General features: G+C 76.3%; 2 protein-coding genes. Both read right to left on the bottom strand.

The features are described 5' to 3' along the window. Nucleotide 1: 1 nt before the first annotated feature. Nucleotides 2–10,366, bottom strand: a complete 10,365-nt coding sequence (locus AB0B83_RS11450; RefSeq protein ID WP_357578073.1) for a type I polyketide synthase — start codon at nucleotides 10,364–10,366, stop codon at nucleotides 2–4. A 4-nt stretch (nucleotides 10,367–10,370) separates the two neighbouring features. Further along, nucleotides 10,371–14,288: a type I polyketide synthase gene (locus AB0B83_RS11445; RefSeq protein ID WP_357578072.1), complete on the bottom strand. Its 3,918-nt coding sequence runs from the start codon at nucleotides 14,286–14,288 to the stop codon at nucleotides 10,371–10,373. Nucleotides 14,289–14,302 lie beyond the last annotated feature (14 nt).

Raw genomic sequence — 14,302 nt, 5'->3', positions numbered from 1 at the left:
GTCATGAGATCCCCAGCTCGCTGTCGATGAGAGCGAAGACCTCGTCGTCGGTCGCGGATTCGATGTCGTTGCCGGTGGACGCCGGCTCGCCGCCCAGCTTCGAGAGCACGTCGCGCAGCCGCAGCGTCAGCCGGGTGCGGGACTGCTCGTCGACGTCCGACAGGACCGCCTCGAGGCGGTCGAGTTCGGCGAACGCGGCCAGCACCGCGTTGGTGTCGCCCGCCTCGCCGGAGAGTTCGGCCCGCAGGTACGCGGCGAGGGCCTTCGACGTGGGGTGGTCGAACACCAGCGTCGCGGGCAGTCGCAGCCCGGTCGCCGCGTTCACCCGGTTGCGCAGTTCGACCGCGGTGAGCGAGTCGAAGCCGAGCTCGTTGAACGGTCGGTCGGCGGCGACCGCGCCGGGGTCCGGGTAGGCCAGCACCCCCGCCACCTGGGTACGCACCAGGTCGAGCAGGATCGCCTCGGCCTCCTCGGCGTCCCGGCCGGCGAGCCGCTGCCGCAGCGCGTCGGCCGCTCCCGCGTCGGCGCCGGCCGTACGCCTGGCGGGCACCCGGACCAGCCCGCTCAGCACCGGTGGCACCATGCCCGCGACGGCGCGTTCCCGCAGGGCCCGGTGGTCGAGCTTGATGGGCGCCACCATGCCCCCGGTGTGCAGCGCCGCGTCGAAGAGCTCCAGCGCCTCCTCGACTCCGAGCGCACCGACGCCGGAGCGCGACATGCGCCGCAGGTCGGCCTCGGTCAGCTGCTCCGCCATGCCCGCCTGCTCCCAGCGGCCCCAGGCCAGCGACACGGCCGGCAGGCCGTTCGCCCGCCGGTGCTGGGCGAGCGCGTCCAGGTAGGCGTTGCCGGCGGCGTAGTTGCCCTGGCCGGGGCCGCCGAGCACCCCGGAGGCCGAGGAGAACAGCACGAACGCGGTCAGGTCCCCGGTCAACTCGTGCAGGTTCGTCGCGGCGTCGACCTTGGGCCGCAGCACCCGGTCGACACGCTCGGGGGTGAGCGAGGAGATGACGGCGTCGTCGACGACGCCGGCCGTGTGCACCACGCCGCGCACCGGGTGCGCCGCCAGCAGCGCGGCGAGGGCGGCCCGGTCGGCGACGTCGCACGCGGCGACGGTGACCTCGGCCCCCAGGGCGACGAGTTCGTCGCGCAGCTCGGCCGCGCCCTCGGCGGCGGGGCCGCTGCGGCTGACCAGCACCAGCTCGCGTACGCCGTGCCGGGTGACCAGGTGCCGGGCGACGAGCCGGCCGAGCGCGCCGGTGGCGCCGGTGACCAGGACGGTCCCCTCGAACGCGGTCGCGGCGGTCTCGTCGGTGGCGCCGGCCCGCGCCAGGCGGGGCACCAGGACGTCGGCGCCGCGGACGGCGAGCTGCGGCTCGTCGGAGCCGAGCGCGGCCGACAGACCCGTCCCGGCGGCCCGGTCGTCGTCGACGTCGACCAGGACGAACCGGTCGCCGTGTTCGGACTGGGCGGAGCGGACCAGGCCCCAGGCCGCCGCCCCGGCGAGGTCGGTGACGTCGTCCTCGGGCCGGGTGGCCACCGCGCCGCCGGTCAGGACGGCGAGGCGGGCGGTGGCGAACCGCTCGTCGGCGAGCCACTGCTGCGCCAGGGCGAGGACCTGGTGGGTGGCCGCACGGGCCCGCGCGTCCCCCGCGACGCCCCGGTCCGGGGCGCACCGCGCCACCACCACCTCGGGCACCGCGGCGCCGGCGTCGACGGCGGCGGCGAGGGCCGCCAGGTCCGGGTACGCGGTCGCGTCGAGGCCGTCGATCCGCTCCCCGAGCACCGCGAGGGTGCGCGGCCGGGGCGACCCGGTCAGCGGCGTCCAGTCCAGGCGCAGCAGCGACTCGTGCCGGTCGCGGCGCAGCGCCGCCAGCTGTTCGGGCGACACCGGGCGTACCGCCAGCGCCTCGACCGAGGCCACCGGGGCGCCGGTCGCGTCGGCCAGGGTGATGGCCACCGTGCCGTCGCCCGGCACGATCCGGGCCCGCAGCCGGTCGGCGCCCGCCGCGTGCACGGTGAATCCGCGCCACGAGAACGGCAGCACCGGGTCGCCGTCGCCGGTCGACGCCACCGCGTGCAGGACGGCGTCCAGCAGCGCCGGGTGCAGACCGAAGCGGCCGGCGTCGTCGTGGGCCTGCTCGGGCAGGGTGAGCTCCGCGAACACCTCGTCGCCGCGTCGCCACGCCGCGGTCAGGCCCTGGAAGACCGGGCCGTAGCGCAGGCCGCGCGCGAACAGGTCGTCGTACGCCGTGGCGACGTCGACCGGCTCCGCGTCCGGCGGCCAGGCCCGCAGGTCGGCGCCGGCGGCCCCGGCCGGGGTCAGCCGGCCCACCGCGTGGGTGGTCCACCCGTCCCCGTCCTCATTCCGCGAGTGGACGCCCACCTCCCGGCCGCCGTCCGGCGCCGGTTCGCCCACCGTCACGCGCACCTGGACGCCGCCGGAGTCCGGCAGCACCAGCGGCGCCTCCAACGTCAGCTCCTCGACGCGCGGGCAGCCGACCTCGCGGCCGGTGTGGGCCGCCAGCTCGACCAGCGCCGCACCGGGCAGCAGCACCAGGTCCGCCACCGCGTGGTCGGCCAGCCACGGGTGGGTGGTCAACGCGAGGCGGCCGGTGAAGACCGCGCCGCCGTCCGGCAGCTCGACCGCCGCGCCCAGCAGCGGGTGGTTCGCCCGCGTCTGGCCCAGCCCGCTCGCGTCGCCGGTGCCGGCGCCCGCCCGGGGCCAGTACGGCTGGTGCTGGAACGCGGACGTGGGCAGTTCGACGGTCCGCCCCGGCACCACCGAGGACCAGTCGACGGGCGTGCCGCGCACCGCGAGCCGGGCGAGCGCGGTGGCCACGGTCTCGGGCTCGGCGCGGCCCTTGCGGCACGCCGGGATCCACTCGCCGTCGGCCACGTTGCGCCCGAGCGCGGTCAGCACCGCGTCGGGGCCGATCTCCAGGAAGGTGGTGGCCCCGGACGCGGCCAGCGTGGCGACCGCGTCGGCGTACCGGACCGGTTCGCGCACCTGCCGCACCCAGTGCTCGGCGTCCAGCGTGGTGGGCCCGCCCGTGACGGTCGAGACCAGCGCGACGGCCGGCTCCCGGCACTCCACCTGGGCCACCACCGCGCGGTACTCGTCGAGCATGGGGTCCATCAGCGGCGAGTGGAACGCGTGCGACACGGTCAGCCGCCGCGCCCTGCGGCCCTTCCCCGACAGCTTCTCGGCCACGGCGAGGGTGGTGGTCTCGTCGCCGGAGAGCACCACCGACTCCGGCCCGTTCACGGCGGCGATCGCCACGGCGTCGGAGAGCAGCGGGACGACCTCGTCCTCGGTGGCGCGTACGGCCACCATCGCGCCGCCGGTGGGCAGCGCCTGCATCAGCCGGCCGCGGGCGGCGACGACCTTCGCGGCGTCGGCCAGCGACCAGACCCCCGCCACGTGCGCCGCCGCCAACTCACCGATCGAGTGCCCCGCCACGAAGTCCGGCCGCACCCCCCACGACTCGAACAACCGGAACAGCGCCACCTCCACCGCGAACAACGCCGGCTGCGCCCACCCCGTCCGATGCACCTCCTCGGTGTCCAACACCTCCCGCAACGGCCGCTCAAGGTGCCGGTCCAGTTCCCCGCACACCTCGTCGAACGCCGCCGCGAACGCGGGGAAGGCCATCAGCTCCGCCGTCATGCCGACCCGCTGCGACCCCTGCCCGGTGAAGACCATGGCGAGCTTCCCGCCGTCGGCCGTGCCGGTCACCACCTCGTCGCCGAGCAGCACCGCGCGGTGCGCGAACCCGGCCCGCCCGGTGGCGAGGGTGTACGCGACGTCGACGGGACGCAGCGTCGGGTCGGCGGCGACGTGGGCGCGCAGCCGCGGGATCTGCTCCCGCAGCCCCTCCTCGGTCCGCGCGGAGAGCAGCCACGGCGTGAACGGCACGGCCGGCTCGTCGGCCGGCGGCGCCGGGTCGGCCTGCTCCAGTACGACGTGGGCGTTGGTGCCGCTGATGCCGAAGGACGACACGGCGGCCCGCAGCGGGCGGTCGGCGGCGGTGAGCGGGACGGTCTCCGAGGCGACGCGTACCGCGCCAGTGGACCAGTCCACGTGCGGCGAGGGCTCGTCCACGTGCAGGGTCTGCGGGAGCACGCCGTGCCGCAGCGCCAGCACCATCTTCATGATGCCGGCGACGCCGGCGGCGGCCTGCGTGTGCCCGAGGTTCGACTTGACCGAACCGAGCAGCACGGGCGTGGCCCGGTCCTGGCCGTACGTGGCGAGGACGGCCTGCGCCTCGATCGGGTCGCCAAGCGTGGTGCCGGTGCCGTGCGCCTCGACCACGTCGACCTCGGACGGGGACAGCCGCGCGTCGGCCAGGGCGGCCCGGATCACCCGCTGCTGCGACGGCCCGTTGGGTGCGGTGAGCCCGTTGGAGGCGCCGTCGGAGTTGACGGCCGAGCCGCGCACCACGGCCAGTACGGGGTGCCCGTGGCGCCGGGCGTCGGAGAGCCGCTCGACCACCAGCACGCCGACGCCCTCGGAGAGCGACGTGCCGTCGGCCGCGCCCGCGAACGACTTGCACCGCCCGTCGGGGGCCAGGTTGCGCTGCCGGGAGAACTCCAGGAAGGTGCCCGGCGTCGACATCACCGACACGCCACCGGCGAGCGCGAGGGAGCACTCCCCGTTGCGCAGCGCGGAGATGGCGAGGTGCAGGGCGACCAGCGACGACGAGCAGGCGGTGTCGACGGTCATCGTCGGGCCCTCCAGCCCGAGCGTGTACGAGATCCGGCCGGAGATGACGCCGCCGGAGTTGCCGGTGGAGAGGAACCCGTCGACCGACTCGGCGGAGGCGCTCAGCACGGTGCCGTAGTCGTTGTACATGACGCCCGCGTACACCCCGGTCCGGCTGCCGCGCAGCCTGGTCGGGTCGATGCCCGCCCGCTCCAGCGCCTCCCACGAGGTCTCCAGCAGCAGCCGCTGCTGCGGGTCCATCGCCAGCGCCTCGCGCGGGGAGATGCCGAAGAAGCCGGGGTCGAAGTGGGCCGCGTCGTGGAGGAAGCCGCCCCGGTCGACGTAGCTGGTGCCCGGCGTGTCCGGGTCGGGGTCGAAGAGCGCGTCGAGGTTCCATCCCCGGTTGCCGGGGAACGGCCCGATCGCGTCGCCGCCGCCCACCAGCAGCCGCCACAGGTCCTCGGGCGTACGCACGTCGCCGGGGAAGCGGCAGGCCATGCCGACGATCGCGACCGGCTCGTGGTCGTGCCGGGTCACGGCGACGTCCGCCGTCGCGGTCCGCCCGCCGGCCAACTGCGACACCAGGTACCCGGCCAGCGCCTCCGGCGTCGGGTAGTCGAACACCAGGGTGGCCGGCAGCCGCAGCCCGGTCGCCGCGCCGAGCTGGTTGCGCAGGTCGAGCGCGGTGAGCGAGTCGAAGCCCAGCTCCTTGAAGGGGCGGCCGGCAGGCAGCTTGTCCGCCCGGGCGTAGCCGAGGACGGACGCGACCCGGGTGAGCACCACCTCCAGCACGACCTCGGTCCAGCGCTCGCCGGGCACCTCGGCGAGCCGCTGGGCGAGGGAGGAGCCGCCCACCGCCCGGCGGGCCGGGGCGCGGACCAGGCCGCGCAGCAGCGCCGGCGGTTCCCGGTCGTCGCGGCCGAACGCGGCGAGGTCCACCGGCACCGGCGCGAGCAGCGCGTCGGCCGACCGGACCGCGGCGTCGAACAGCGCCAACCCGTCCTTGCTGGACAGCTCGCTCATGCCGCTGCGCGCCATCCGGCCCAGCTGCGCGCCGCCCACGTCGGCGGTCATCTCGCTGCGCTCGGCCCACAGCCCCCAGGCGAGCGAGTGGGCGGGCAGTCCCGCGGCCCGGCGCCGCGCCGCGAGCGCGTCGAGCAGCGCGTTCGCGGCGGCGTACGCGCCCTGGCCGGGGCTGCCGAAGATGCCGGCGGCCGAGGAGAACAGCACGAAGGCGGTGACGTCCCCGGCCAGCTCGTGCAGGTGCCAGGCCGCGTCCACCTTGGGTCGCAGCACCGCGGCCAGCTGCTCGGGGGTGAGCGTGGCGATGGTGGCGTCGCCCATCACGCCCGCCGTGTGCACGACGCCGGTGACCGGGTGGTCCGCCAGCAGCGCCGCGACCTGGTCGCGGTCGGCGACGTCGCAGGCCAGCACCGTCACGGTCGCGCCCAGCTCGGCGAGTTCGTCGCGCAGTTCCTCCGCGCCGGCGGCGGCGAGGCCGCGGCGGCTGGTCAGCACGAGGTCGCGTACGCCGTGCCCGGTGACCAGGTGGCGGGCGACCAGCCCGCCCAGGGTGCCGGTGCCGCCGGTGACGAGCACCCGGCTGTCCGGGCCGAACACCGCCGGCCCGGCGACGTCCTGCTCGGGCACCCGGGCCAGGCGGGGCGCGCGCACCACGCCGTCGCGGACGGTGAGCACCGGCTCGCCCGTCGCCAGCGCCGCCGCCACCAGTTCGTCGGCGGTGTCGTCGGCCTCCAGCAGGACGATCCGCTCCGGGTTCTCCGCCTGCGCGGAGCGGACCAGGCCGTGCACCGCCGCGCCGGCGAGGTCGTCCGGGCGGGTCACCACGACGAGCCTGGTCTCGGCCTGGTGGGGATCGGCGAGCCACTGCTGGATCGCGCTCAGCGCGTACGCCGTGAGGTCGGGCACCGCGGCGATGCCGGGCGCGGCGGAGAAGCACGGCAGGAAGAGCGTGTCGGCGGCCACGTCGGCCAGCGCCACCGGCGGCGCGCCGAAGACCGCCGTGTCGCCAAGCGTCTGCCACGTGCCGCGCTCGCCCCGGCCGGCGGGCAGCGGCATCTGCTCCAGCCGGAACAGCGACTCGACGAAGCCGCTGCGTCCCTTGAGCGCCTGGGGGGCCACCGTGCGTACGGTGAGCGCCGCCACGGAGGCGACGGGGGCGCCCGTGTGGTCCGCGAGGAGCAGGGTCGCGCTGTCCGCCCCCGTCCTGGTGAGCCGGACGCGCAGGCTCGTCGCGCCGGCCCCGTGCAGCGTCACGCCGTTCCACGAGAACGGCAGCTTCGCCGCCCCGTCCCCGACGTCCGCGGCGAGCGCGTGCAGGGCGACGTCGAACAGCGCCGGGTGCAGGCCGAACCCGTCGACGTCCACGCCCTGCGGCAGGGCCACCTCGGCGTACGTCTCGTCGCCGCGCCGCCACGCGGCCCGCAGGCCCTGGAACACCGGGCCGTACCGCAGGCCGAGCCCGGCGAGCCGGTCGTACAGGTCGCCGAGGTCGACGGCCAGCGCGTCGGCGGGCGGCCACTCGGTGAGCTGCTCCCCCGCTGCCGTGGCGGCGGCGAGGACACCGGTGGCGTGCCGGGTCCACATGCCGATCCTCGCCTCGGTGTCGGTCTGCCCGTAGACGCCGAGCGCGCGGCGGCCGTGCTCGTCCGGTGCCTCCACGGTGAGCCGCAGGGCCACCCCGCCGTGCGCCGGCACGACGAGCGGGGCGGTGATGACGAGTTCCTCGACGGCCGGGCAGCCGACCTCGTCGCCGGCGCGGACGGCCAGTTCGACAAGCGCCGTGCCGGGCAGCAGGACGGTGTCCAGGACGGCGTGGTCGGCCAGCCACGGGTGCGTCTCCAGGCTGATCCGGCCGGCGAGCACGACGAGGTCCCGCTCCGGGACGGTGAGCGCGGCGCCGAGCAGCGGGTGGCCGACGACGTCGATGCCGAGGCCGCGGGCGTCCACGGCGGACGCCGCCGCGAGCTGCCAGTACCGCTGGTGCTGGAACGCGTACGTCGGCAGCGGGGCCGGGACGCCGCGGGTGTGCGGGGACCAGTCGACGGCGACCCCGCGCACGTACGCCTCGGCCAGGGAGAGCAGGAAGCGCGACAGGCCGCCCTCGTCGCGCCGCAGCGAGCCGACGAGCGCGGCCGGGGCGTCGGCGCGGTCCAGGATCTCGCGTACCCCCATGCCGAGCACGGGGTGGGGGCTGATCTCCACGAGGACGTCGTGCCCGTCGGCGAGCAGGCGGTCGATGGCGTCCTCGAACCGGACCGTGCCGCGCAGGTTCGCGTACCAGTAGTCGGCGTCGAGGGTGGCGGTGTCGACGACCTCGCCGGTGAGCGTGGAGTACAGCGGCACGTCGGCGCTTCGCGGCCGGACGTCGGCGAGGACGTGCAGCAGCTCGTCCCGGATGGCCTCGACCTGCGCGGAGTGCGAGGCGTAGTCCACGGGGATCATCCGCATCCGCACGCCGTCGGCCTCGCACGCGGCCAGCAGCTCGGCGAGGGCGTCGGGCTCGCCGGAGACGACTGTGGCGGCCGGACCGTTGACCGCCGCGACGGAGATCCGCTCGCCCCACCGGGCGAGCAGCGCCTCCACGTCCGCCCGGGGCGCCGCCACCGAGGCCATGCCGCCGCGACCGGCCAGCCCGGCGGCGATCGCCCGGCTGCGCAGCGCGACCACGCGGGCGCCGTCGTCGAGGGTGAGCGCGCCGGCGACGACGGCGGCGGCGATCTCGCCCTGCGAGTGCCCCACCACGGCGGCGGGCCGCACGCCGTACGAGCGCCACAGCGCCGCGAGCGACACCATCACGGCGAACAGCACGGGCTGCACCACGTCCACCCGGTCGAGCGACGGCGCGCCGGGCACGCCCCGGACGACGTCCAGCAGCGACCAGTCGGTGAACGCGTCGACGGCCCGCGCGCACTCGTCCATCCGGTCCGCGAACACCTCGGCGGTGTCCATCAGCTCGACGGCCATGCCCGCCCACTGCGAGCCCTGCCCGGGGAACATGAAGACGACGCGGGGCTCGTCGCCCAGCGCGGCGCCGGTGGCGACGGTCGGCCCGGGTTCGTCCGCCGCGACGGCGGCCAGGCCGGCCCGCAGCTCGGCGGGGTCCGCGCCGATCACGACCGCCCGGTGCTCGAACCGGGCGCGGGTCGCCAGGGCGGCGGCGACGTCGGCCGGGGCGGCGGGGTGCAGGTCGAGGTGGGCTGCCAGCCGGGCCGCCTGCTCGCGCCGGGCCTCGGGCGTACGGCCGGACACCACCCAGGGCACCGGCCCGGTCGCCGCCACGCCGGGCTGCGCGGCCTCCGGCGCGGGCGGCTCCTCGATGATCACGTGGGCGTTGGTGCCGCTCACGCCGAACGACGAGACGCCGGCGCGGGACGGCTCCGCGCCCCGGGGCCAGGCGACGGCCTCGGTCAGCAGGTCGACCGAGCCCTCGGTCCAGTCGACCTGGTCGCTGGGGGCGTCCACGTGCAGCGTCTTCGGCAGCAGCCGGTGCCGCATGGCGAGCACCATCTTGATGATGCCGCCGACGCCGGCGGCGGCCTGGGTGTGGCCGATGTTGGACTTGACCGAGCCGAGCCACAGCGGCCGGTCCCGGTCCTGGCCGTAGGTGGCGAGGATGGCCTGGGCCTCGATCGGGTCGCCCAGGGTGGTGCCGGTGCCGTGCGCCTCGACCACGTCGATCTGGTTGGCCGACAGCCGCGCGTTGGCCAGCGCCGCCTGGATGACCCGCTGCTGCGCCGGCCCGTTCGGGGCGGTCAGGCCGTTGGAGGCGCCGTCCTGGTTGACCGCCGTCCCGCGGACGACGCCGAGCACCTGGTGCCCGTTGCGCCGGGCGTCGGAGAGCCGCTCCACGATCAGCATGCCGACGCCCTCGGCGAAGCCGGTGCCGTCGGCGGCGGCGGCGAAGGACTTGCACCGGCCGTCCGGCGACAGCCCGCGCTGCTTGGAGAACGCGACGTAGGTCTCCGGGGTCGCCATCACGGTGACCCCGCCGGCCAGCGCGAGCGAGCACTCGCCGTTGCGCAGGGCCTGCACGGCCAGGTGCAGGGCCACCAGCGACGACGAGCACGCGGTGTCGACGGTGACGGCGGGCCCCTCCAGGCCGAAGGTGTACGCCACCCGGCCGGAGGCGATCGCGCCGGTGGCGTTGTTCTCCGCGTAGTCGTGGTACATCATCCCGGCGAAGACGCCCGTGTCGCTGCCGCGCAGCCCGGTCGGGTCGATGCCGGCGTTCTCGAGGGCCTCCCACGACGTCTCCAGCAGCAGCCGCTGCTGCGGGTCCATCGTCAACGCCTCGCGCGGGCTGATCCCGAAGAACTCCGGGTCGAACTCGGCCGCGTCGTGCAGGAAGCCGCCCTCGCGGGTGTACGACCGTCCCGGCGTGCCGGGCGTGGGGTCGTAGAGCTCCGCGACGTTCCAGCCGCGGTCGGTGGGGAAGCCGGTGATGCCGTCCCCGCCGGCGGCGACGAGGTTCCACAGGTCGTCGGGGGTCCGCACCCCACCGGGGTAGCGGCAGGCCATGCCGACGATGGCGATCGGCTCGCGCAGCGTCGAGTTGAGCTTGCGGTTCTGCTCCCGCAGCCACTCGTTCTCCTTGAGCGAGGCCCGCAGCGCGGTGACGAGCTTCTCCTCCGAGTTGGCCATGTGGTCAGCTCCCCGCTTCCGTCGTCGCTTCACCGAGGTCGGCGAGCGCCATGCTGATCAGTGCGTCGGCGTCCATGTCGTCGATGGATCCGCTGGGTGCGGCGTCCGGCTCGGCGGCGGCGACCCGGACGCCGCCCAGTTCGAGCAGGCTGTCCATCAGGCCGGCGTCCCGGAGCCGGCTGAGGGGGATGGCGAGCAGGATGCGGCGGACCTCGTCCTCCGGCAGCCCGCCGTCGCTGCCGGTGTCGGGGACGAGCCGCTCGTACAGCAGCTCCGCGACCGCGCGGGTGTTGGGCCGGTCGAAGGTCAGGGTGGCGGGCAGCCGCAGGCCGGTCGCGGCGTTGAGCTGGTTGCGCAGTTCCAGCGCGGCGAGCGAGTCGAAGCCCAGCTCGGTGAAGGCGCGGCCGGGGTCGACGGCGTCGGGGTCGCGGTGCCCGAGCACCGTCGCGACGTTCGTGCGGACCAGGTCCAGCAGCAGGTCCGCGCACTCCGGTCCGGACCGGCCGGCCAGGCGCGCGGCGAGGCCGTCGCCGGTGGACGCCGCCCGCCGGGTCCGGGGACGGACCAGGCCGCGGTAGAGCGGACCGTCGACCACACCGAGGTCGAGCCCGATGGGTACGAGGACCGGCGCGGCGCAGGTGAGCGCGGCGTCGAAGAGGCGCAGGCCCTCGTCGACCGGCAGGGCGCGTACGCCCGCCTGGGCCAGCCGCTGCCGCTCCGCGCCGGTCAGCTCGCCCGCCATCCCCCCGTCCCACATGCCCCACGCCAGGGACTGCCCGGTCAGGCCGGCCGCCCGGCGTCGCACGACAAGCGCGTCCAGGAACGCGTTCGCGGCGGAGTACGCCGCCTGGCCCACGTTGCCGAACACGCCCGCCGCCGACGAGAACACCACGAACGCCGACAGGGGCGTCCCGGCCGTCACCTCGTGCAGGTGCCACGCCGCGTCCACCTTCGGCGCCAGCACCCGGTCGAGGCGCTCCGGCGACAACGACGCCAGCAGACCGTCGTCCACCACGCCGGCGACGTGCACGACCGCCGACAGGTCGCAGCCGGCGACCAGCTTCGCCACTGCGTCCCGGTCGGCCACGTCGCAGGCCGCCCAGCGCACCGACGCGCCCGACGCGGTCAGCTCCGCCGCCAACTCCTCGGCGCCCGGGGCGCTCGCGCCACGGCGGGACACCAGCAGCAGGTCGCGCACCCCGTGCACCGCCACCACGTGCCGGGCCACCACCGCGCCCAACGCGCCGGACGCGCCGGAGACCAGCACCGTCCCGGCGCCGAGGTCCGTGGCGACCGGGTCGGCGGTGGCCGCCCGGGCCAGCCGGGCGGCGTACGGGACGCCGTCGCGGACCACGAGCTGCGGCTCGTCGTCGGCCAGCAGCACGTCGCCGTCGACCAGGACGACGCGGTCGGGGTGCTCGGCCTGGACCGAGCGGACGAACCCCCACACGGCGGCGCCCGCGAGGTCGGTGACGTCCTCGCCGGGCAGGGCCACCGCGCCGCGGGTACGCACGACGATGCGGGAGCCGGCGGGTTCGGCCAGCCACGACGTGAGCTCGTCGAGGACGCGGTGCAGCACGGCGCGGACGCCGGCCGGGGTGTCCGCCGGGGCGGGGGCGGACGGGAACGTGGTCGTGTCGAGCAGCCGTACGTCCCCGTCCTGCCCTGCGGCGGCCGGCACGGGGGTCCAGGTCAGCTCGTACAGCGAGTCGTGGTGGGTCGGGCGGGCGTCGAGCGCGCCGACCGGCCGGGTCTCCAGCCTGCCCACCGACACCACGGGGGCGCCCGTGCCGTCGGTCGCGGTGATCGCCCAGCCGGAATCGACGGGGGCGATGCGGACCCGCAGGGCGGTGGCGTTCGTGGCGTGCAGCACGACCTGCTGCCACGAGAACGGGAGCACGGTGTTGCCCGTGCCGGCGGGGTCGGCCAGCAGCGGGGCGTGCAGCGCCGCGTCCAGCAGGGCGGGGTGCAGCGCGAACCGCTCGTCCGCCTCGGGGAGGGTGACCTCGGCGAACAGTTCGTCGCCGCGTTCCCACACCGCCGTGACGCCACGGAACGCCCGCCCGTACTCGTAGCCGGAGTCGGCGAGCCGGTCGTAGGCGTCGGTCAGGTCGACCGGCCGGGCGTCGGCGGGGGGCCACTCGGTCACGGTGTCGGGCGCAGTGACCGCTTCTGCGGCGACGAGTCCGGTGGCGTGCGCCGTCCAGCTCCCGGTGTGCTCGCCGCGCGAGTGGATCTCGACGGTGCGGCGGCCCTCCTCGTCCGGCTCGCCGACGCGCAGCCGCAGTTGCACCGCGCCGTCGGTGGGCAGGACCAGCGGGGCGACCGTGGTCAACTCCTCCAGCACCGGGCAGCCGACCGCGTCCGCGGCGTGCACCGCGAGCTCGACGAGCGCCGCGCCGGGAACGAGCACGACGCCCGCGACGACGTGGTCGGCGAGCCACGGGTGGGTGCCGGTCGACAGCCGGCCGGTGTAGACGACGCCGTCGAAGTCGGGCAGCGCGACGGCCGCGCCGAGCAGGGGGTGCTCGGTGTCGGCGAGCCCGAGCCGGCTCGCCGCCCCGGTCGCGGCGGCGTTCTCCGCCCAGTACCGCTGGCGTTCGAAGGGGTAAGTCGGCAACTCCGTGGTCCGGGCGCCGGCGAAGAACGTGGGCCAGTCGACCGGGACGCCGCGGGTGTGGAGGGCGGCGACGGCCCTGGTGAGGGTGTGCGTCTCGGGTTGTCCTCGGCGGGTGGTGGCGATGGCGGTGGCGTCGCCGGTGGCGGCGGCCGTGGCGAGGACGGTGTCGGGGCCGATCTCGAGGAAGGTGTCGACGTCGTGGGTGGTGGTGAGGGTGGTGACGGCGTCGTGGAAGCGGACGGCCTGGCGGACCTGGTCGACCCAGTGGTCGGCGGTGGGTCGCAGTGGTCGGCCGTCGACGGTGGAGACGAGGGGGATGCGGGGTTCGTGGTGGGTGACGGACGCGGCGACGGCCCGGTAGTCGTCGAGCATGGGGTCCATCAGGTGGGAGTGGAAGGCGTGCGAGACGGTGAGGCGCTTCGTCCGGTGCCCCTGGGCGGCGAGTGCGTCGGCGGCGGCGCGGGTGGCGGTGTCGTCGCCGGAGATGACGAGGCTGGTGGCGGTGTTGACGGCGGCGATGCCGACGGTGCCGGTGAGGTGGGGGGTGACCTGTTCCTCGGTGGCCTCGACGGCGATCATGGCGCCGCCGGCGGGGAGGGCCTGCATGAGGCGGGCGCGGGCGGCGACGAGGGTGGCGGCGTCGGTGAGGTCGAGGACGCCGGCGACGTGGGCGGCGGCGAGTTCGCCGATGGAGTGTCCGGCGACGGCGTGGGGGTGGACGCCCCAGGATTCGAGGAGTCGGTGCAGGGCGACCTCGAAGGCGAACAGGGCGGGTTGGGTGTAGCCGGTCCGGTGCAGCTCGTCGGTGTCGATGACGTCGCGAAGCGGCCGGTCGAGGTGCTTGTCGAGGGCGGCGCAGGCTTCGTCGAAGGCGGTGGCGAAGACGGGGTACGCGGCGGCGAGTTCGGTGCCCATGCCCGGCCGCTGCGCCCCCTGCCCCGTGAACAGGAAGGCGAGCCGCCCGCCCGTGCCGGCGGCGGTCGGCTGCACGCCGGCCTCCAGCGCGCGTACCAGCTCCGCGAGGTCGCGGCCCACCACCGCGGCGCGGTGCTCGAACGCGGTGCGCCCGACGGCCAGCGTGAACCCGACGGCCAGGGCGAACCCGGCGTCCTGCGGGTCGCGGCCCGCCACCGCGCCGGCCAGGCGCGCGGCCTGTGCCCGTACCGCCTCCGGCGTCCGTCCGGAGAGGACCCAGGGGATCACCGGCGGCTCGGCCACGGCGACCGGCTCGGGGGCCTCGGCCGGCTCGGGCTCCTCCAGCACCACGTGCGCGTTGGTGCCGCTGATGCCGAACGACGACACGGCGGCACGACGCG

Origin of the sequence: Micromonospora sp. NPDC049060, from assembly GCF_040649055.1 — a bacterium.
GTDB lineage: Bacteria > Actinomycetota > Actinomycetes > Mycobacteriales > Micromonosporaceae > Micromonospora > Micromonospora reichwaldensis.
Note: the sequence above shows the minus strand (reverse complement) of the source record. Positions and strands in the feature narration are given on the sequence as shown.

What these genes read in the sequence shown, in the direction of transcription:
- AB0B83_RS11450 (WP_357578073.1), bottom strand. Translation starts at nt 10,366, where the DNA reads ATGGCCAACTCGGAGGAGAAGCTCGTCACCGCGCTGCGGGCCTCGCTC.